The 19401-nt window shown below is 62.2% G+C and carries 17 protein-coding genes; 7 read left to right on the forward strand and 10 right to left on the reverse strand.

What is annotated here, in order from left to right; genetic code table 11:
- Positions 1 to 9: 9 nt before the first annotated feature.
- Positions 10 to 852 carry a GNAT family N-acetyltransferase gene (locus ACTJKE_RS10900; protein ID WP_058329415.1) on the reverse strand — a complete coding sequence of 281 codons (843 nt, stop codon included), beginning with the start codon at positions 850 to 852 and terminating at the stop codon, positions 10 to 12.
- 226 nt (positions 853 to 1078) lie between these two features.
- On the opposite strand from ACTJKE_RS10900, the gene ACTJKE_RS10905 reads away from it, so the two are divergent.
- Positions 1079 to 2005 (forward strand): Gfo/Idh/MocA family protein, encoded by a 927-nt coding sequence (locus ACTJKE_RS10905; RefSeq protein ID WP_113132283.1) that lies wholly within the window; start codon positions 1079 to 1081, stop codon positions 2003 to 2005.
- Between the two features lie 73 nt (positions 2006 to 2078).
- Here ACTJKE_RS10905 and ACTJKE_RS10910 read toward each other — a convergent pair whose 3' ends face one another.
- Together ACTJKE_RS10910 and ACTJKE_RS10915 are read right to left on the reverse strand one after the other, a co-directional pair.
- Positions 2079 to 2528 (reverse strand): DNA polymerase III subunit chi, encoded by a 450-nt coding sequence (locus ACTJKE_RS10910; RefSeq protein ID WP_110878166.1) that lies wholly within the window; start codon positions 2526 to 2528, stop codon positions 2079 to 2081.
- A gap of 41 nt (positions 2529 to 2569) precedes the next feature.
- The gene (locus tag ACTJKE_RS10915; protein WP_440635484.1) at positions 2570 to 4063 is read right to left on the reverse strand and encodes a leucyl aminopeptidase; all 1494 of its coding nucleotides are present in this window, start codon (positions 4061 to 4063) and stop codon (positions 2570 to 2572) included.
- 415 nt (positions 4064 to 4478) lie between these two features.
- Here ACTJKE_RS10915 and lptF point away from each other — a divergent pair, with 415 nt between their 5' ends.
- The 6 genes from lptF (at position 4479) to rsmA (ending at position 12070) form a co-directional block, all read left to right on the forward strand.
- Complete coding sequence (gene lptF / locus ACTJKE_RS10920; RefSeq protein ID WP_057252901.1) at positions 4479 to 5648, forward strand: LPS export ABC transporter permease LptF; 1170 nt, start codon at positions 4479 to 4481, stop codon at positions 5646 to 5648.
- On the forward strand, positions 5645 to 6724 hold the full coding sequence (gene lptG / locus ACTJKE_RS10925; protein WP_110878164.1) for an LPS export ABC transporter permease LptG: 1080 nt from the start codon (positions 5645 to 5647) through the stop codon (positions 6722 to 6724). The genes lptF and lptG overlap by 4 nt, the downstream gene beginning before the upstream one ends.
- Positions 6724 to 9075, forward strand: coding sequence for an LPS-assembly protein LptD (locus tag ACTJKE_RS10930; RefSeq protein WP_112995442.1), 2352 nt, complete (start codon positions 6724 to 6726; stop codon positions 9073 to 9075). Before lptG ends, ACTJKE_RS10930 begins: the two co-directional genes overlap by 1 nt.
- A 187-nt stretch (positions 9076 to 9262) precedes the next feature.
- Positions 9263 to 10201, forward strand: a complete 939-nt coding sequence (locus ACTJKE_RS10935; protein ID WP_057252696.1) for a peptidylprolyl isomerase — start codon at positions 9263 to 9265, stop codon at positions 10199 to 10201.
- A gap of 13 nt (positions 10202 to 10214) precedes the next feature.
- Positions 10215 to 11243 carry a 4-hydroxythreonine-4-phosphate dehydrogenase PdxA gene (pdxA, locus tag ACTJKE_RS10940; protein ID WP_057252698.1) on the forward strand — a complete coding sequence of 343 codons (1029 nt, stop codon included), beginning with the start codon at positions 10215 to 10217 and terminating at the stop codon, positions 11241 to 11243.
- Positions 11243 to 12070 (forward strand): 16S rRNA (adenine(1518)-N(6)/adenine(1519)-N(6))-dimethyltransferase RsmA, encoded by an 828-nt coding sequence (gene rsmA / locus ACTJKE_RS10945; protein ID WP_057252700.1) that lies wholly within the window; start codon positions 11243 to 11245, stop codon positions 12068 to 12070. The genes pdxA and rsmA overlap by 1 nt, the downstream gene beginning before the upstream one ends.
- A 93-nt stretch (positions 12071 to 12163) precedes the next feature.
- Here rsmA and gmk read toward each other — a convergent pair whose 3' ends face one another.
- From gmk to fabD, 7 genes are all read right to left on the reverse strand, one after another.
- Complete coding sequence (gene gmk / locus ACTJKE_RS10950) at positions 12164 to 12823, reverse strand: guanylate kinase (protein WP_057252701.1); 660 nt, start codon at positions 12821 to 12823, stop codon at positions 12164 to 12166.
- A 3-nt stretch (positions 12824 to 12826) separates the two neighbouring features.
- Positions 12827 to 13714 carry a YicC/YloC family endoribonuclease gene (locus ACTJKE_RS10955; protein WP_057252703.1) on the reverse strand — a complete coding sequence of 296 codons (888 nt, stop codon included), beginning with the start codon at positions 13712 to 13714 and terminating at the stop codon, positions 12827 to 12829.
- 99 nt (positions 13715 to 13813) lie between these two features.
- Positions 13814 to 15019, reverse strand: coding sequence for an endolytic transglycosylase MltG (gene mltG / locus ACTJKE_RS10960; protein WP_440691834.1), 1206 nt, complete (start codon positions 15017 to 15019; stop codon positions 13814 to 13816).
- A gap of 551 nt (positions 15020 to 15570) precedes the next feature.
- Positions 15571 to 16836 (reverse strand): beta-ketoacyl-ACP synthase II, encoded by a 1266-nt coding sequence (gene fabF, locus ACTJKE_RS10965; protein WP_112995440.1) that lies wholly within the window; start codon positions 16834 to 16836, stop codon positions 15571 to 15573.
- Positions 16837 to 17052: 216 nt separating this feature from the next.
- The gene (locus ACTJKE_RS10970; RefSeq protein ID WP_003531676.1) at positions 17053 to 17289 is read right to left on the reverse strand and encodes an acyl carrier protein; all 237 of its coding nucleotides are present in this window, start codon (positions 17287 to 17289) and stop codon (positions 17053 to 17055) included.
- A gap of 333 nt (positions 17290 to 17622) precedes the next feature.
- Positions 17623 to 18360 (reverse strand): 3-oxoacyl-[acyl-carrier-protein] reductase, encoded by a 738-nt coding sequence (gene fabG / locus ACTJKE_RS10975; RefSeq protein ID WP_058329420.1) that lies wholly within the window; start codon positions 18358 to 18360, stop codon positions 17623 to 17625.
- Positions 18361 to 18399: 39 nt separating this feature from the next.
- Positions 18400 to 19344: an ACP S-malonyltransferase gene (gene fabD, locus ACTJKE_RS10980; RefSeq protein ID WP_058329421.1), complete on the reverse strand. Its 945-nt coding sequence runs from the start codon at positions 19342 to 19344 to the stop codon at positions 18400 to 18402.
- Between the last annotated feature and the right edge of the window lie 57 nt (positions 19345 to 19401).

The raw sequence follows: 19401 nt of genomic DNA on the forward strand, positions 1-19401 counted from the left end.
CCCGACCGGTCAGCCCAGTTCGAACGTGGTGATGCCGTAGATCCGTGCCAACGGCAGCCCGGGGTCGGGCCCGCGATACATGCGCGCCGTCTCGAACACCGGCCGCAGATTGTAGCGATCGCAAAGCGCCTTGGCCGAGGCGTTCGGTTCGGGGATGTCGAGGTAAATTTCGCTGCCATTGACACCGGCGGCGAGCTTGCGAAAGACCAGATCGGCGCCGGTCTCGGTGTCGGAGAAGAGCGGTCCAATCTTGAACCCGTTTCGGCAAGCCCGGATCGTTCCATAGGCCGCCACCGCGCCGTCGCGCAGCAGCAGGATACTGCGCCGTCCATCGCTCGACTTCAGCCATTCGCGAAGGAACGCCTCGCGACGCGCCGGGACGAAGCGGCGGTCATACTCGGTGAGGAGCGACATATGGATCGGCGCGACCTCCAGGAGATCGGCGCCGGGCGGCTCGATGACATCGATGACTCCGCCGTAGCGGATGTTCGCATGGGCATAGGTGAAGCCGGACCGCCGATAATTCTCTTGCTGCGCGACCACGCCGTCGAGGCCGACGATGCGGTTCCCGGCGACGGCCATCGCCTGTTGCCACAGTTGCCGACCGATCCCCTTGCCGCGGTGTTCCGGTCGCGTGATGTAGAAGCCGAGAAAGGCGTAGCTTTCGTTGTATCGCACCAGCGAGATGGCGCCGACCGGCCCGTCCTCTCCATCGGCTATCCAGTAGCCGTCCGGATCGGCCGCCCAGAAGGGGCCGACATCACCGAGCCCGGGATTCCACCCCTCCTCGGCCGCCCACTCGATCATGACGTCGAGTTCAGCGCGGCTGGCCCGACGGATTTGCTGCTGCATGGTTCACTCCTCTTGGGCGGTCAGATCGCCCTATCGTCAGCCCGTTGACGGGACGAAACGGCACGTCCGGTGGTAGAGCTAGCGCGGTGGCGTTCAGAGGGAATGATAATCTGTCGATTTCCCCGACATTGATGGCATATGCTGGCGACGGACCGGCGGCGCTTGTCCGCCCTGCGCAATCTGCTACAAGAGCCGACAATAAGTCATACAAATCGAGCGGAACACCATGGCCCCCATCAAAATTGCCGTTGTCGGCGTCGGCAAAATCGTTCGCGACCAGCACCTGCCGGCGATCGCCAAGAACAGCGACTATCACCTGATCGCCGCCGCAAGCCGGCATGGCACGGTCGACGGGATAGACAACTTCAAATCGATCGAGGCGATGCTCGAAGCCGTGCCTGCGATCGAGGCCGTATCGCTCTGCATGCCGCCGCAGTATCGCTACGAGGCCGCCCGCGCAGCACTCGACGCCGGCAAGCATGTGTTCCTGGAAAAGCCTCCGGGCGCCACCCTCAGCGAGGTCGCAGACCTCGAGGCGCTGGCGGCATCGAAGAGGCTGTCGCTGTTTGCGAGCTGGCACTCCCGCTACGCGCCGGCCGTGGAAGCGGCAAAATCCTTCCTGGCGGCAACGACGATCAATGATGTCCAGGTCATCTGGAAGGAAGACGTGCGCCACTGGCACCCGAACCAGGAATGGATCTGGGCGGCGGGTGGCCTCGGCGTCTTCGATCCCGGCATCAACGCGCTTTCCATCGTCACCCACATTCTGCCGCGCCCGCTGTTCGTGACCTCGGCCGTGCTCGAATTCCCCGAGAATCGCGACGCGCCGATTGCTGCCACCATCACCTTCACGGATGGGAAGAAACTGCCGGTTTCCGCCGAATTCGACTGGCGCCAGACCGGCAAGCAAAGCTGGGATATCGTCGCCCGGACGGCGGCGGGCGAGATGGTGCTGTCCGAAGGCGGCGCCAAGCTCGCCGTCGACGGCAAGCTCGTGCATCAGGAGCCGGAACAGGAATACCCAATGCTCTATCGGCGTTTCGCCGAGATCGTCAAAGCCGGACGGTCGGACGTCGATCTCGCGCCGCTGCGTCACGTCGCCGACGCCTTCATGCTCGGCAAGCGCAAGTTCGTCGAAGCGTTCCACGACTGATTTTCCAGACAGGCAGAAACGCAAAGCCCGCGGTATCGGCCGCGGGCTTTGTTCGTCGCAATGCGCTGTAAACTCAGGCCTTCTTTTCCCACCGGCCGTCGCGGTTCTGCTGCCAGTAGGTGAGGTTATGCCCCTCCCCCTTCAGCCGCTTCCAATGGGCGCGCGCGCCTTCAAGCTGATTCTGATCGTAGCCGTCGAACATGAACACGATGCGCTCATAGGTCGAAACATCGGGCGGGCTGGCGCCATCGATGACGAAACGCACCGTCGCCGCATTCGCATTGCCTTCGTCGGCCACCAGCAACACCGGCTGGTCGGCAGCGAAATCGCCGACATCCGTGCCATGCGGCAGGAAGCTCTCGTCGCGATAGACCCAGAGATGCGTGTCCAGCGCGTCGCGCCGCTCGGCGTCGATCGTCTGCACGGCCACCCGCCAGCCGCGCTCGACACTCTTGTCGAGCAACGGCGGCAGCGCGTCTTCGAGCTTCGATTCCGTCAGGTGATAGAACAGGATTTCGGTCATGCCGATTGCTTCCCGCCTTTCGTCACGTCCAGCACGGCGGGTCAGGACTCGTAGCTCGCCCGCACCAGCTCGTCGAGCAGCCGTACGCCGAAGCCAGAGCCCCAGGACTGGTTAACCTCATCCGTCGGCGCGCCCATGGCGGTGCCGGCGATATCGAGATGCGCCCAGGGCGTGTCCTTGACGAAACGCTTCAGGAATTGCGCCGCCGTCACCGCACCGCCGTGACGGCCGCCGGTGTTCTTCATGTCGGCGAACTTGCTGTCGATCATCTTGTCGTATTCCTTGCCGAGCGGCATGCGCCACAGGCGTTCCTGCGTCGCCATGCCGGCGGCAAGGAGCTGCCCGGCCAGACGGTCGTCGTTGGAGAACAGGCCGGCGTGATGGGTCGCAAGCGCAACCATGATGGCGCCGGTCAGCGTCGCAAGGTCGATGATTGCCTGCGGCTTGAAGCGGTCGTTGCAATACCAGAGCGCATCGCAGAGCACGAGACGGCCTTCGGCGTCCGTGTTGATCACTTCGATCGTCTGGCCGGACATCGAGGTTACGATGTCGCCGGGGCGCTGGGCGCTGCCGTCGGGCATGTTTTCCACAAGGCCGATGATGCCGATGGCGTTGACCTTCGCTTCACGCGCGGCCAGCACATGCATGAGGCCGGTGACGGCGGCCGCACCGCCCATGTCGCCCTTCATTTCCTCCATGCCGGCGGCCGGCTTGATCGAGATGCCGCCGCTGTCGAAGACGACGCCCTTGCCGACAAACGCGAGCGGCCGTTCCTTGGCCTTGCCGCCCTTCCACTGCATGATCACGAGGCGCGGCGGTCGGGTAGACCCCTGGGCGACGCCGAGCAGCGCGCCCATGCCGAGCTTTTTCATTTCCTTTTCCGTGAGGATCTCGACCTCGACGCCGAGCTTCTCCAGTTCCTTCGCCTTGGCGGCAAACTCGACCGGCCCCAGTACGTTCGCCGGCTCGTTCACCAGGTCGCGCGCCAGGAACACGCCTTCGGCCACTGCCTCTGCTGTGCCGAAAGCCTTCTTCGCGGCAACGACGGTACCGGTGACGATCGTGACCTTGGTCGGCTTGCCGGAGGACTTGGCGTCGTCATCGGCCTTCTTGGTCTTGTAGCCGTCGAAGCTATAGGCGTTCATCTCCATGCCGAGCGCGAAATCTGCGGCCGCCCTGCCGGTCACGTCGACCCCAGGCGCATCGACGAATACGGTCACCTTGTCGACTGAGCCGAGTTTCGCCGCAACGGCGCCGCCGGCCTTCAGCCAATCGTGATCCGAAAGCGCATCCGCCTCTCCGAGCCCAAACACAATGATTCGGTCAGCCGGCGAGCCATGCGGCGCAACGATATCGAGGCTGGAGAACACCTTGCCGGTGAACTTCTTCACCTTGGCTGCCTTTGTCACGACGTCTTCCGGATCGGCGACATCCGCGCCGGCCGCGGCTCCGCCACCCGACGTCTTGAGGAGCACGGCAACGCCGCCGCTCGGCCGGTGGGACTTGGCAAAGGTGAACTCGAACTTCATCGGCATTGAAAAACTCCGGGATATTTCCTGTTTCGGTGCGCAGCCGGAGAATCGAAAGTAGCTTCCGAGAGCCGGGCGCCAGGGCAAGGTGATCTGGCCGCGACGCATCTGGATGACACGGCGAGGCTTATGGCGATCCGCCCTGTTACCGGGCGGTTACAGTGGAAAATATTCGCAACATTCGCCACCGTCAAAGCTGTGGCCGGCACCCTTCTCGCTTTTCAACCGCTTGGCAAGATGCCCCTGGATGTTTACATGCGGTTAACCGAGGTTCTTCGCCTTAAATTATCCCTGTTGCTTCACAGTTTGAGCGACACGAAATAGCGGGTAAGAACCGGGCTTCGGTTTGGACCCGGGCAATGCCCGGTCCGACGCCGCCGCCGGACAGAAACATGAGCAGGATTTTGGACCGGACACGGGCATGAAGCTGATCGAACGCTACATCTTCCGGCGTGCCTTGGTCATGTTCCTCGCGACACTCCTGCCATTGCTCGGCATTGTGTGGACAACGCAGGCGCTTGCCAACGTCAACCTGGTCACCGACAGCGGCCAGTCGGTTCTGGCCTTCGCCAAACTGGCAACCCTCATCCTGCCTTCGGTCATCCCGATCATCCTGCCCTTCGCACTGGTCATCGGCGTCACCCAGACCCTGACCACGATGAACACCGATTCGGAACTGACCGTGCTCAACGCCGCTGGCAGTTCGCGCATGGCCATCATCCGGCCGGTCATCTATCTGGCGGCGGCCCTGAGCGTCCTGTCCTTCGCGGTCGACAACTTCGTCGAGCCCTATTCGCGCGTTTCGGTACGCAAGATGCTGGCGACGGCCAACGCCGACCTTCTGTCGTCGGTCGTTCAGGAGAATTCGTTCCGCAAGGTTGCCGACGGGCTCTACGTTCAGGTCGGAGCGCGGCGCAGCGGCGGCGTGTTGCAGGGCATCTTCGTTGCCGATTCGCGCAATCCCGCCTTCGAGCTCGTCTATTACGCCCGCGAAGGCGCGGTGGATGAAAAGAGCTCCGCGCTGGTGATGAAGGACGGCGAGGTGCAACGCAAACTGCCCGACGGCAGCGTCTCGATCATCAAGTTCGATTCCTATGCCTTCGACCTCGCCGACATGACCAAGACCACGCGCGAGGCGACGATCCGGGCGAAGGACCGCGACCTGGCCGGGCTTCTCAATCCCGATCCGGACGATCAGGTCTACAAGAACAATCCGCTTGCCTTCACAGCCGAGATCAACCGCCGCCTGACGGAGTGGACCTTTCCGCTGCTCTTCGGCCTGATCGCACTGGTATTCAGCAGCGATGCGCGCTCTCATCGGGAAGCACGCGTCCATCCAATGGTGAGCGCGCTCGGAACGGCGCTGCTCATCCGCTGGATGACCTTCTATGCCGGCAACAGCGCCGAGGATTCCATCTGGTTCGTGCCGCTGATGTATATCGTGCCGCTCGCAGCCGGCGGGCTCTGCATTCACCAGCTGGTGAGCAACAAACGTCTGGATATCCCGATGACCGGGCAGGAAAAGCTGCAGGATCTCCTGGTTCGCCTGCGCCTGGTGCGGCGTGACGCCGAGGGAGGGCAGCCGTCATGATGGGCACGCTCGGACGCTATTTCTTCATCCGCTATGTGATCACCACTTTCTGGTTCCTCGTCGGTATCTTCTCGCTGATCTTCATCATCGACTTCAGCGAGCAGGCGAGCCGCCTGGCGAACCTGCCGCACTATTCGATCACCGGCGCTCTGCTGATGACCGCCCTCCGCATCCCGCTGATCCTGCAGCAGACGATTCCGTTTGTGGCACTGTTTTCGGCAATGGCCGCGCTGATCTCCCTCAACCGGCGCTACGAACTGGTCGTGACCCGCGCCGCCGGTATTTCCGTCTGGCAGTTCCTGCGCCCCTTCGTCCTTGGCGCCTTCCTCTTCGGCGTGCTCGCTGTCGTTGCGCTCAACCCACTGGCGGCCTGGGGAACGAAGCGTGGGGAGGCATTGCTGGCGGAATGGGGCGCCTCGCGATCCTCGGATTCCGGATCGATTCCGTGGCTGCGACAGATCTACAACGGTACCGATACAATCATCGGCGCGCGCTCGGTCCAGGACAATGGCACGACGCTCCTCAACGTCACCGTTATCCACTTCGATCCACAGGGAACGATCATTCTGAGACAGGATGCGACGTCCGCGAAACTCGAAGATGGTTACTGGCTTCTTAACGAAGTAACTGAAACGCGCAACGGGCAGCTGCCGCGGCGTTTGAAAACAGCACAACTCAGCACCAATCTGAAAGCCGAGTTTGTTCAGGAACGTCTTGCAAAGGCTGATTCCATTCAGTTTTTTGACCTTCCGGCAAAGATCGAGGTGGCTCGCTCCTTCGGTTTTTCAACCAATGGCATGGAAACCCAATTTCACTCGATGCTCTCGCTGCCGCTCCTTCTCGTCGCCATGACGCTGATAGCCGCCTGCGTGTCGCTCAAGTTTAGCCGGTTCAACCAATCTAGCTCCGTAATTCTCGGTGGCATCCTTTCAGGCTTCGTGCTTTATGTCGTCACCGTGCTTGTCAAAGCATTCGGGAGCAGCGGCATTGTGCCTCCTTTCGTTGCAGCCTGGTTGCCAGTTGTTGTAGCGATGGCGCTGGGCTCGACGATTCTTTTAAATCAGGAGGATGGCTAGTGGCGGTAGTGAACCGCAAACGCATGACGCTGATCAACGCTACCCTGCTTGCAGGCGTGGCGCTGCAGACACTTGCCATGGGAATGAGTGCGCCTGCGATGGCGCAGCAGACTTCGGACCGCCTCGATTCGCTGCGGCCGAACATGCCAGAAGACGTCAAGCTGCTTCTGTCCGCCAATGAGCTCGTCTACAACAAGGACGCCGAGAAGGTGATCGTGCGCGGCAACGTGCAGATCGACTACGGCGGCTATAAGATGGTGGCCCGTCAGGTCGAATACGACCAGAAGAATGGCCGCATCTATGCATCCGGGGAAGTCCAGTTCGTCGAGCCGGGCGGCAATGTCGTCTACGCCGACAAGATGGACGTCACCGACGATTTCGGCGACGGTTTCCTTGAGCAGATGCGAATCGAAACCACCGATCTGACCCGTCTTGCCGCAACGAGCGGCGAGCGCCGGAACGGTGAAGAGTTCATCCTGAATGAGGCCGTCTACACGGCCTGCACGCCCTGCTCGACCAAGCCGGAGCATCGCTCGCTGTGGCATATCAAGGCGCAACGCGTCGTTCAGAACGGTCGCACGCGGACGATTCGCCTCGAGAATGCCCGCTTCGAACTCTTCGGCAAGCCGATCGCCTATATTCCGGTCATGGAGCTGCCCGACCATACGGTCAAGCGTAAGAGCGGCTTCCTGTTCCCGACGTTCCGCTCGGCCCAGAAGCTCGGCGTCGGCGTCGGCGTCCCCTACTATTGGGCGATCTCGCCCTATATGGATGCAACGGCAACCGTGACGGGCCTGACCCGGCAAGGCTTCCTGCTGGAGGGCGAGTTCCGTCAGCGGTTCCACAACGGCTTCCATACGCTGAACGTTGCCGGCATCAGCCAGCTCGACAAGAGCAAGTTCACGCCGGGCACGGTCGACGCGATGAAGACCAATCGCGGCATGATCGCGTCGAGGGCTGAATTCGAGATCAACCCGCGCTGGACGTTCGGCTGGAACGTCCTCGTCCAGTCGGATGCCAACTTCGCCAAGACCTACGAACTGTCGAACTTCGATAACACGACCTATGTCAACCAGGCCTATCTGACTGGCCTCGGCAAGCGAAACTTCTTCGATCTGCGCGCCTTCTACTTCGACATTCAGGACGCGGACCCGAATAGCATCAATGAAAACCAGCAACCCGTTACGCAGGTCCTTGACTACTCCTACAAGGCGCCAAAGCCCGTGCTGGGCGGCGAGCTTTCGGCAACCGTCAACTTCACGAACGTCAAACGAAACCGGCTGGACCTCGAAACCGTCCCCGGTGTCGTCAATCGTTTCCGAGGCCTTGAGGGCACGACCCACCGCCTGACCGGCGAGCTTGAATGGAAGCGCATGTTCATCGCTCCCGGCGGTCTCGTCGTCACGCCGCTCCTTGCGGCGCGCGGCGATGCCCTCGGCCTCAACATGGACGCGCCGGGACCGCTCTACACCGGCGACTACGACACCAGCGACGCGGCGACGCGGCACATGTTGACCGCCGGTCTCGAAGCCCGTTACCCGATCCTGTTCGTCGGCGAAAACAGCAGCCATGTGCTTGAGCCGATCGCTCAGCTCTACGCACGCCCTGACGAACAGGACGCCGGTGGCCTGCCGAACGAAGACGCCCAGAGCTTTGTGTTCGATGCGACCAACCTTTTCGACCGCGACAAGTTCTCTGGCTTCGACCGGGTCGAAGGTGGTACGCGCGCCAACGTCGGCTTCCGCTATACCGGTACCTTCGACAGTGGCTACGGCCTGCGCAGCATCGTCGGCCAATCCTTCCATCTCGGAGGCCTGAACTCCTTCGCAACCGACGACCTGGTGAAGGCCGGCGCGAATTCCGGTCTGGAAACCAAGCGCTCGGACTATGTCGCGATGTTCGGCATCGACGCACCGTCCGGCCTGATGGCGAGCCTCTCGGGCCGCCTCGACGAAAAGGATCTGGCACTGCGCCGTGCCGATGCGACCGTCGGGTATCTCGGCACGACGTGGCAGGCGGCGATGACCTATACACGCATCGAAGCGCAGCCGCTTTATGGCTCGCAGGTGAACCAGGACGAAATCCAGACGGCGGCCGCCTACAAGTTCCATGACTACTGGTCGGTCTTTGGTGCCATCACTTACGACATCAACCAGGACGTCATCACGCGCAACGGCTTCGGCATCACCTACGACGATCAGGACACCCTGTTCTCGCTTGTCTACAAGCAGGAACGCGATACCGGCAGCACGCTGGCGAACGATTGGTCGATCGGCGCCAGAATCAGCTTCCGTACGCTCGGTGACGTGAATGTCGGCGACACCAAGTTCGAAGAGCTGGATTACTATTAAGATCATTGAAACGAGGGGGCGGAACGCGAAGTTCGCCCCCTCGCGCAATTTTGGGCTGCTCAAACGGTCTTGTCATCGTTTGGCCGCATGTATTATGCATTTCCTCCGACAAGATAAGGCAACGGCGCAAAGCCGGTAGGCGGACAAGGCCCGACGGCGGTGATCGTCCGGCAAACAGGAAAAGGTAATGGGCGGGAAAATGTCGATCTTGAGGACGCTTTCGGTATTGGCTGTGGCCGGAGCCCTGAGCATCGCGGCATGTGCCGGTGCGCAGGCTGCAAGCCAGGTCAAGGTAACGGTCAACAACACCGTGATCACCTCGGGCGATATTGCCAAGCGGGTTGCATTCCTGCGTCTTCAGCGCCAGAAGGGCGGCCCCGAGGAAGCGAAGAAGCAACTGGTGGACGAGGTCCTGAAGCGCGCCGAAATCGTTCGCATCGGACAATCCGTCAGCACGCAGGACGTCGATGCCGCCTATGCCCGTTTTGCTGCGGGCAACAAGCTTTCGGCGGAACAGCTCGGCAAGATCCTCGACCAGGCCGGTGTCGGCGCCGATCACTTCAAGCAATTCATCGCCGTACAGATGAGCTGGCCCCGCGCGGTCAACTTCCGCTATGGCAATTCGAGCCGCCTCCAGGGCGCCGATCTCGTCAAACGGATGATGGAAGGCGGCGGCAACAAGCCGGTGACCACCGAATACTTCCTGCAGCAGGTGATCTTCGTCATTCCCGAGAAGAAGCGCGGCGCCATCACGGCAAAGCGGCAGGCCGAGGCGAACGCCTCCCGTTCACAGTTCCCGGGCTGCGAGACGTCGAAGACCTTTGCCGCCAACTATCGCGACGTTTCGATCCGCAGTCTCGGCCGGATGCTTGCCCAGCAGCTGCCGGACGAGTGGAAGCCGTTGGTCGAGAAGGCCGGGGAGAACGGCACGACCGGAACCCGCGTGACCGAAAAGGGCGTCGAGTACCTGGCAATCTGCAAGAAGCGTGAAGTCAACGACGACACGGCCGCAGAAATCGTCTTCCGTGCCGAGGACATCGGCAAGAAGAAGGCCGGCGGGGAAGATCCGAACAGCGAAAAATACCTCGAGGAACTGCGCAAGAAAGCGCAGATCGTCAACAAGTAAGCACAACGGCAACATGCGCGAACCAACCGGCGGACCACTCGCCCTGACCATGGGCGACCCGGCCGGTATCGGGCCGGACATCAGCCTTTCGGCTTGGCTTGGCCGCCGCGAACACGCGACGGCACCCTTCCTGTTCATCGGGGATCCTTCGGTGCTTGCCGCGCGTGCGGCGACGCTTGGCTATTTGGTTCCCCTTCGGGAGACGGATTGTGCGGGCGCCATGTCCGCGTTCGATGCGGCGCTGCCGGTGCTGCCGCTTGCCTGCCCTCACCCGGTCACTGCAGGCGATCCCGACACTGCCAATGCCAGCGCCGTCATCGGCGCGATCGACACGGCAGTACGGCTCGTGACCGCCGGCGAAGCCTCCGCGGTCGTGACCAACCCGATCGCCAAGGCAGTCCTTTACGATGCCGGCTTCCGCTTTCCGGGCCATACCGAGTACCTGGCGGATCTCGCCGAGAAAGCAACGGGGCAACCTGTTCTGCCTGTCATGATGCTTGCCGGGCCGAAGCTGCGCGCCGTCCCCGTCACGATCCACATCCCGCTGAAGGATGTGCCGCACCAGCTGACGCCGGATCTCATCTATCGCACCTGCGTGATAACGGCGGCGGATCTGCGCAACCGCTTCGGGCTTGAGCGCCCGCGCCTCGCGATCGCCGGACTGAATCCACACGCCGGCGAAAACGGCGCGCTCGGCCTTGAGGATGACGCGATCATCCGCCCCGTCATCGACCGGCTGCGCGCTGAAGGCATCGATGCCGTGGGGCCGCTGCCCGCGGATACCATGTTCCACGATCGGGCGCGCGCGACCTACGACGTTGCGATCTGCATGTACCACGATCAGGCGCTGATCCCGGCAAAGGCGCTCGGCTTCGACGACAGCGTCAACGTCACGCTCGGCCTTCCCTTCATCCGCACATCGCCCGACCACGGTACTGCCTTCAGTCTGGCCGGCAAGGGCGTTGCCCGCGACGACAGCTTGAGAGCTGCGCTCGACCTTGCCGCAACGCTCGCGGCCAATATGCCAGGAGATACCCGCTGATGGCCGCGCTCGACGGTCTCCCCCCCTTGCGCGACGTGATCCAGCGCCACGGCCTCGACGCCAAGAAGGCGCTCGGCCAGAATTTCCTGCTCGACCTCAACCTGACACAGAAGATCGCGCGGACTGCCGGTTCGCTCGAAGGCGTGACGGTCATCGAGGTCGGCCCTGGTCCCGGTGGCCTGACGCGCGCCATCCTGGCTCTCGGCGCCAAGAAGGTCATCGCGATCGAACGCGACTCCCGCTGCCTGCCGGCGCTTGCCGAAATCGGCGCGCATTATCCCGGCCGGTTGCAGGTGATCGAAGGCGACGCCCTGAAGACGCGGTTCGAGACGCTTGCCGACGGCGGGCCGGTCAAGATCATCGCCAACCTGCCTTACAATGTCGGCACGCAATTGCTGGTCAACTGGCTGCTGCCCGAACGCTGGCCGCCTTTCTGGCAATCGCTGACGCTGATGTTCCAGCGTGAAGTGGGCCTCAGGATCGTCGCCGAGGCGGATGACGATCACTACGGGCGCCTCGGTGTGCTCTGCGGCTGGCGTACAGAGGCACGGATGGCCTTCGACGTGCCGCCGCAAGCTTTCACGCCGCCACCCAAGGTGACGTCATCGGTGGTCCATCTGGAGCCCGTGGAAAATCCGATCCCCTGCTCCGTTTCATCTCTGGAGAAGGTAACGCACGCTGCCTTCGGCCAACGCCGCAAAATGTTGCGGCAAAGCCTGAAGCCGCTTGGCGGCGAGGCCCTGTTGGCAAAGGTCGATATCGACCCGCAGCGACGGGCCGAGACGCTTTCGGTGGAAGAGTTCTGCCGGTTGGCAAACTGCCTCTAAGCGAGAGACCAATCGCGACCGGTCAGCCGCCAGTCGGGCGAGATATGGCGCGATTCGAAAATGGCTCCCGAAGGAGCCATACTTTTGCAGTTGTCAGAACGGGTTCTCCGTCAGGAGCCCGTTGACGAAGTCAAACAGACCCGGGCGCCGGTCGCGGCGCAGACGCTCCGCCTCGACAATCGCCCGCACCGCAGAAAACGCGCGGTCGAGGTCGTCGTTGAGGACGATGTAGTCGTATTCCCGCCAGTGCTCGATCTCGGCGCGCGAATTGGCAAGCCGCGTGGCAATCACCTCTTCGCTGTCCTCCGCCCGGCGATGCAGGCGTGACTGCAGCTCGGCCATCGACGGCGGCAGAATGAAGATCGACACGACGTCGCCGGCCATCTTTTCCTGAAGCTGCTGAGCGCCCTGCCAATCGATGTCGAAGAGCATGTCGCGGCCGGCGGCCATCGCCGCTTCGACGGCGTCGCGCGGCGTTCCGTAGAAGTTGCCGTGCACCTCGGCCCATTCGAGCAGCGAGTCGGTTGCCCTGAGCGCCTCGAATTCACGGATCGTCTTGAAATGATAATGCCGTCCGTCGATTTCGCTCGGGCGGCGCTGGCGCGTCGTCACGCTGACGGAAATGCTCATCTCCGGATCAGCTTCCAGGAGGTTGCGCGCGATCGTCGATTTTCCAGCACCGGACGGCGAGGAAATGACGAGCATCAGCCCACGACGGGCAATCTTGATGGGCGAAGGGGTCGCCGGGGTCATGCTTTACTCCAGATTCTGGACCTGTTCGCGGAACTGGTCGATGACGACCTTGAGTTCGATGCCGGCGGCCGATACGGCGGCCGCATTCGACTTGGAACAGATCGTATTCGATTCTCGGTTAAATTCCTGTGCCAGGAAGTCGAGCTTGCGGCCAACGGGACCGCCCTTCGACAACAGATCGCGCGCCGCAACGATGTGCGAGCCGAGCCGGTCGATTTCTTCCCGAAGATCCGCCTTGGTGGCAAGCAGCGCCACTTCGGCGTAGAGGCGTTCCCGGTCGAGCGAGGAGCCATTGTCCATGACCAGGGCCACCTGCTGCGCGAGCCGATCGGCGATCGCCGCGGCGCTGCGCGATGGATCCGCCTCTACCGTCGCCGTGAGTGTCTCGATGCCTTCAACCTGCGCCAGCAGGATCTGACAGAGCGTGGCCCCCTCGTCTTCGCGCATGACACGGAGGTCGGAAAGCGCCAGCCTCAGTCCTTCGAGGATGTCCGTATCAAGCGCGGCGCGCTCCTCTTCGCTTTCTTCCGGTTCGCGAAAATCGACAATGCCGCGGATGGAAAGCAACGTGTCGAACTTCAGCGGCGCCGGGTCGACGAGATCGCCGAGCTGTTCGCGCAAGTTCAAGACCGCCGTCAGCGCACCCTGATTGACCACCGCCTCGACGGTCGCTTCCGCGCCGCTGACGGAAAGTCCGATCTGGAGATTGCCGCGCGAAAAATAATCGGCCGCGAGCCTGCGCACTTCGGGCTCGAAGCGCTCGAGCCCCTGCGGCAGGCGTAACCTGAGATCAAGACCCTTGCCGTTGACGGAGCGCAGTTCCCAGGCCCAACGGCGGCGGCCACTGCTGCCTTCCCTCCGGGCAAAGCCGGTCATCGATTGGAGCGGCATCGTCACCTCCGTTGTGTTTCAGCAGAAGCAATAAGTCGACGGCGCGGCATCCCGCAAGGGATATCCGCGCCGTGATCTATCCGTCCACAATGCAGGCGTTTATTGCGGCTGCGCTGCTGTCGCTGCCGGTGCGGCCGTTCCAGCGTCGGCGGCCGCCTTTGCGGCTTCCGCAGCCTTCTCGGCTTCCACCTTGCGCCAACGCCTTACATTCGCGTTGTGTTCGTCCAGGGTCTCGGCAAAGACATGGCCGCCCGTACCGTCGGCCACGAAGTAGAGCTCCGGCGTGCGCGAAGGATTGGCGACCGCCTCCAGCGCTGCACGGCCCGGATTGGCGATCGGCGTCGGCGGCAGCCCCTTGATGATATAGGTGTTGTAGGGCGTCTGCTTGTCGATGTCGGACTTCAGGATCGGTCGGTCCGCCGGCTTTCCGTCACCGCCGAAAATGCCATAGATGATCGTCGGGTCGGACTGCAGCCGCATGCCCTTGTCGAGCCGGTTGATGAAGACGGAGGCGACCCGTGGCCGTTCGTCGGCGCGGCCGGTTTCCTTCTCCACGATCGAAGCCAGCGTGACGAGTTCCTCGACCGTCGAGACCGGCAGGTTCGGATCACGCTTCTCCCAGATCTGATCGACCAGAACCTTCTGGGCGGCAACCATCTGCTGAACGATCTCGCCGCGCTTGGTACCGCGTGTGAACTTGTAGGTATCGGGCATCAGCGAACCTTCCGGCGGAAGCTCGGTCGGCAGATTGCCAACCAGGACCGGATCGTCGGAAAGCTTGTGGAACATTTGCTTGACGGTCAGGCCTTCGGGCAGAGAAACCGAATAGAGGATCGACTTGCCCGACTTCAGAAGCTGCATCACGTCCTGCATCGACGAGCCGGCTTTGATCTCGTATTCGCCGGCCTTCAGCGTCTCGTTGTCGAGATAGGCCTCCGAGACGAAACGGAAGACGCGCGCATCGGTGATGATGTTGCTGCGCTCGAGACCGCTGGCGATCTCGCTCATGCCGGCGCCGCCCCTGACGATGAAGTTCTGGTTTGCCTGCAGCGGACCCGGCTTCTCGTACTGATGCATGGCATAGTAGACCGTGCCGGCCGCAGCGAGTGCCGCAAAGACGATGATGGTCATCACGAAATTCAGGAAAATCACCACCTGGCTGCGCGCCTTGCGCGACCGCTTCGGGGGCTGTGGCACTTTTTCCGGGCGCAGTGCCTCGTTTGCCGATTTCGGAATGATCGGCCCGTTGCTCGCGTTTTCATTGCGGCCGAATTGCGCCGCGCCGTTATCGTTTGAGTCGCTCACGATTATCCCGAACCCGAAATTCGCAGCCTCATTCTCTATCCTGCCCCCGGTGCGAATTTCGGACTGGACCATGGCAGGCTTAAGTCAATTTCATAAACGGCGCCGACCTGGCGGGCGGCATTCCGCAGTCTTCAACACAATAGACCTGCGGCGCGGTGCATTGGCACCCAAGAACCACAGAAATGTGTCGGTTCACCGTCCATTCAAGAGAACGCGACGGGGACCTGACACTTTACAGAACCGCACGTCTTATAGGACGCGTTAAGGTCGCTGTAACACTCTAAATGGCTGCCTGCTTCATCCTTAAACCAGACAGGAGACATGCAGTCGTTCGGAACGCGCCGCCTTCGGTTATCCCTGGGGCGAACGACATGTTCCCGGCAATAGCTAAATGGCAAACTGACAGATATGCCTTGCGCGAACATAGCGGTCGGCAACGCCGCCGCGATGGCGGCGCATCCTCCCAAAACATGCTTGTAGCGAGCAATGCGGCAAAAGCAGGATCATCGGACCGACTTGTTGGATCGATCCGATGATTGCCAGGGCCCCGATCAGGCGCCCGTGTAACGGCGCAGGACCAGAGAGGCGTTCGTGCCGCCGAAGCCGAAGGAGTTCGACAGCGCCACGTTGATCTCGCGCTTGCGCGCGACGTGCGGCACGAGGTCGATCTTGGTTTCCACGGACGGATTGTCGAGGTTGAGCGTCGGCGGCGCAATGTTGTCGCGAATCGCGAGCACCGAAAAGATCGCTTCGACAGCACCGGCAGCGCCAAGCAGGTGACCGATCGCCGACTTGGTCGAGGACATGGAGATCTTCGACGCATGCTCGCCGACCAGGCGCTCGACCGCGCCGAGCTCGATCGTGTCCGCCATGGTCGAGGTGCCGTGGGCGTTGATGTAGTCGATATCGGCCGCCGTCAGGCCGGCACGCTTCAGCGCCATCTGCATGCAGCGATAGGCGCCGTCGCCATCTTCCGACGGCGCGGTGATGTGGAAGGCATCGCCGGAAAGGCCGTAACCGACCACTTCCGCATAGATCTTCGCGCCGCGCGCCTTGGCGTGCTCGAGCTCTTCGAGGATGACGACGCCGGCGCCCTCGCCCATGACGAAGCCGTCACGATCGACATCGTAGGGGCGCGATGCCTTCTGCGGGTCGTCATTGTGCTGGGTGGACAGCGCCTTACAGGCGGCAAAGCCCGCGAGCGAGATCCGGCAGATCGGCGATTCAGCACCGCCGGCGACCATGACGTCGGCATCGCCGAGCGCGATCAGACGGCTCGCGTCACCGATCGCGTGCGCGCCGGTCGAGCAGGCGGTCACGACCGAGTGGTTCGGGCCGCGCAGCTTGTGGCGGATCGACACCTGGCCCGAGGCGAGGTTGATCAGACGGCCGGGAATGAAGAACGGCGAAATGCGGCGGGGGCCCTTGTCGCGCAGCGTATAGCCGCCTTCGACGATGCCTTCGAGACCGCCAATGCCCGATCCGATCAGCACGCCGGTCGCGATCTGGTCCTCGTCGGTCTCCGGCTTCCAGCCGGCGTCGGCAAGCGCCATGTCGGCGGCCGCCATCGCGTAGACGATGAACGGATCGACCTTGCGCTGCTCCTTCGGCTCCATCCAGTCGTCGGCGTTGAAGGTTGCGTCGGTGCCGTCACCGAAGGGAATGCGGCAGGCGATCTTGGCAGGAAGGTCCTCGACCTCGAATTCGGTTACCTTGCGTGCAGCATTCTGCCCGGCAAGAAGGCGCGCCCACGTCGCCTCAGTTCCGCAACCCAAGGGAGATACCATGCCGGTACCGGTGATAACGACACGTCTCATAGTCCGCAACCCACCCTGACTTTTCAATTTCAGAGCCGGATCGGACCACGTGTAACGAACCCGATCCGGGCATCCATTTTAAGGTTCTCATTCACGATCAGAGGGAAAAGCGGAGAACGCTTGCTGATCGGCACCCGCGCTTGCGGGACAGCCCACTTCCCTGGGCTGAAACGGGCCGCTTTCGGCGGCCCGTCTGCGGCCGTAGCCGCTCAGATATTAGGCCTGAGCCTTTTCGATGAACTTGACGGCGTCGCCGACAGTCAGGATCGAGTCAGCAGCGTCGTCCGGGATTTCAACGCCGAATTCTTCTTCGAAAGCCATGACCAGTTCGACGGTGTCGAGCGAGTCCGCGCCGAGGTCATCGATGAAGCTTGCGCCTTCGCTGACCTTTTCGGCGTCGACGCCAAGATGATCAATAACAATTTTCTTTACGCGTTCTGCGATATCGCTCATGTCGGAGTTCCTCGACCTTCGTTTCTGTAGGCGCCTATTCCGGCACCGGTACTCTTATGTAAGCCTGATAGACCAAGACGGCCTACCCGGCAATCCATCCAACCGGAACTGCGGCAAACCCAGGGCAGCCAAGGCTGCCGGACACCTGGCGGGACCGGTCGACTGCTAACAGTCATGGCCCGATTAACACGGTTTAAGTCTGCCGCAAAGTCCGAAAATGCCTGACATTCGCTTGCTCAACATTGAATTTCAGGCATTTGGCAGGCGGTGTCCCGAGACGTTGAATATCACCCGTCGCACAATCTCGACGGGCGGCACATCCCGGAAACCGGATCAGATCATGGCCATGCCGCCATTGACGTGAATCGTCTGGCCGGTGACGTAGCCAGCCTCGTTCGACGCGAGATAGACGACGGCCGACGCAATCTCCGCGCCGGTGCCCATGCGCTTCATCGGGATCGCGCCCATGATCGCGTCCTTCTGCTTGTCGTTGAGCTTGCCGGTCATCGCACTTTCGATGAAGCCCGGAGCAACGCAATTGACGGTGACGTTGCGCGTCGCGATCTCCTGAGCCAGCGACTTGGAGAAGCCAATCATGCCGGCCTTGGAGGCACAGTAGTTGGCCTGACCGGGATTGCCGGTGACACCGACGATCGAGGTGATGTTGACGATGCGGCCGAAACGGCGGCGCATCATCGGGTGGGTCAGCTCGCGCGTCAGGCGGAAGACGGCGGTCAGGTTCACCTCGAGAACGGCATCCCAGTCCTCGTCGCTCATGCGCACGAAGAGGCCATCCTTGGTGATGCCGGCGTTGTTGACGAGAATATCGACGCCGCCAAGCTCGGCCTCAGCCTTTTCGCCGAGCGCCTTGACTTCGGCGCGGTCGGAAAGGTTCGCCGGGAAGAGCTGCACGCGATCACCGAGTTCATTGGCGAGCGCTTCCAGCTTTTCGACGCGCGTGCCGTGCAGGCCGACGATCGCGCCCTGCGCGTGCAGCATGCGGGCGATTTCTTCGCCGATACCACCGGATGCACCGGAGACGAGAGCCTTGCGGCCGGAAAGATCGAACATCTGATTGATTCCTTGTAACTGGTGCGCTTGTTCGACGGCTTACGCGAGCAGTGCTGCAAGAGCCGTGTCGATATCGGCAGGCGTATTGACGGCGATACCGTTGACAGTCTTGTCGATCCGGCGGGCAAGCCCGGTCAGGACCTTGCCGGAACCGAGTTCATAAAGCGTCGTGACATTGTTGGCGGCAAACCATTCGACCGTCTCGCGCCAGCGGACCTGGCCGGTGACCTGCTCGACGAGCAATCGGGCGATTTCGTCGGCATCGCTGACCGGTGCGGCGAGCACGTTGGCGACCACGGGTACGACGGGATTGTGCTTCTCGACCTTGGCGAGAGCCTCGCGCATGGCGTCGGCGGCCGGCGCCATCAGGCTCGAATGGAAGGGTGCGGAGACCGGCAGCATCAATGCGCGCTTCGCTCCCTTTTCGGATGCCAATGCGGCAGCCTTCTCGACGGCAGACTTCTCTCCGGAAATGACCAGCTGGCCGCCGCCATTGTCGTTGGCGATCTGGCAGGAGCCGAGTGCCGAAGCCTCGCGGCAGACGGCTTCGACATCGGCATGCTCCAACCCGATGATCGCGGCCATCGCACCCTTGCCGACCGGTACGGCCGCCTGCATCGCGTTGCCGCGAATGCGCAAGAGACGCGCCGTGTCGGCGATCGAGAAGGTGCCGGCAGCACAGAGCGCCGAATATTCGCCCAGCGAATGGCCGGCGACAAAGGAGACCTTCGACTTGATGTCGAGTCCCTTGGCTTCGAGCACCCGGATGACGGCCATCGATACGGCCATCAGCGCCGGCTGCGCGTTCGCGGTCAGCGTCAGCGTTTCCTCGGGGCCGTTCCACATGATCTCGGACAGCTTCTCTCCGAGCGCCTCGTCAACCTCGGCGAAGACGGCAGCGGCTTCCGGAAAAGCGTCCGCCAGATCCTTGCCCATGCCGACAGCCTGGCTGCCCTGGCCTGGAAACGTGAATGCAATGCTCATGGGATAGTCCCTTCCCTAGATCACTATGATTTTGGGTCGAATCGACACAAAATCATA

Origin of the sequence: Ensifer sp. 22521, from assembly GCF_052044795.1 — a bacterium.
GTDB lineage: Bacteria > Pseudomonadota > Alphaproteobacteria > Rhizobiales > Rhizobiaceae > Ensifer.

What these genes read in the sequence shown, in the direction of transcription:
- lptG (WP_110878164.1), top strand. Translation starts at nt 5,645, where the DNA reads ATGATGGGCACGCTCGGACGCTATTTCTTCATCCGCTATGTGATCACC.
- lptF (WP_057252901.1), top strand. Translation starts at nt 4,479, where the DNA reads ATGAAGCTGATCGAACGCTACATCTTCCGGCGTGCCTTGGTCATGTTC.
- fabD (WP_058329421.1), bottom strand. Translation starts at nt 19,344, where the DNA reads ATGAGCATTGCATTCACGTTTCCAGGCCAGGGCAGCCAGGCTGTCGGC.
- ACTJKE_RS10905 (WP_113132283.1), top strand. Translation starts at nt 1,079, where the DNA reads ATGGCCCCCATCAAAATTGCCGTTGTCGGCGTCGGCAAAATCGTTCGC.
- ACTJKE_RS10915 (WP_440635484.1), bottom strand. Translation starts at nt 4,063, where the DNA reads ATGCCGATGAAGTTCGAGTTCACCTTTGCCAAGTCCCACCGGCCGAGC.
- fabG (WP_058329420.1), bottom strand. Translation starts at nt 18,360, where the DNA reads ATGTTCGATCTTTCCGGCCGCAAGGCTCTCGTCTCCGGTGCATCCGGT.
- ACTJKE_RS10970 (WP_003531676.1), bottom strand. Translation starts at nt 17,289, where the DNA reads ATGAGCGATATCGCAGAACGCGTAAAGAAAATTGTTATTGATCATCTT.
- pdxA (WP_057252698.1), top strand. Translation starts at nt 10,215, where the DNA reads ATGCGCGAACCAACCGGCGGACCACTCGCCCTGACCATGGGCGACCCG.
- ACTJKE_RS10910 (WP_110878166.1), bottom strand. Translation starts at nt 2,528, where the DNA reads ATGACCGAAATCCTGTTCTATCACCTGACGGAATCGAAGCTCGAAGAC.
- rsmA (WP_057252700.1), top strand. Translation starts at nt 11,243, where the DNA reads ATGGCCGCGCTCGACGGTCTCCCCCCCTTGCGCGACGTGATCCAGCGC.
- ACTJKE_RS10900 (WP_058329415.1), bottom strand. Translation starts at nt 852, where the DNA reads ATGCAGCAGCAAATCCGTCGGGCCAGCCGCGCTGAACTCGACGTCATG.
- fabF (WP_112995440.1), bottom strand. Translation starts at nt 16,836, where the DNA reads ATGAGACGTGTCGTTATCACCGGTACCGGCATGGTATCTCCCTTGGGT.
- gmk (WP_057252701.1), bottom strand. Translation starts at nt 12,823, where the DNA reads ATGACCCCGGCGACCCCTTCGCCCATCAAGATTGCCCGTCGTGGGCTG.
- ACTJKE_RS10935 (WP_057252696.1), top strand. Translation starts at nt 9,263, where the DNA reads ATGGGCGGGAAAATGTCGATCTTGAGGACGCTTTCGGTATTGGCTGTG.
- ACTJKE_RS10955 (WP_057252703.1), bottom strand. Translation starts at nt 13,714, where the DNA reads ATGCCGCTCCAATCGATGACCGGCTTTGCCCGGAGGGAAGGCAGCAGT.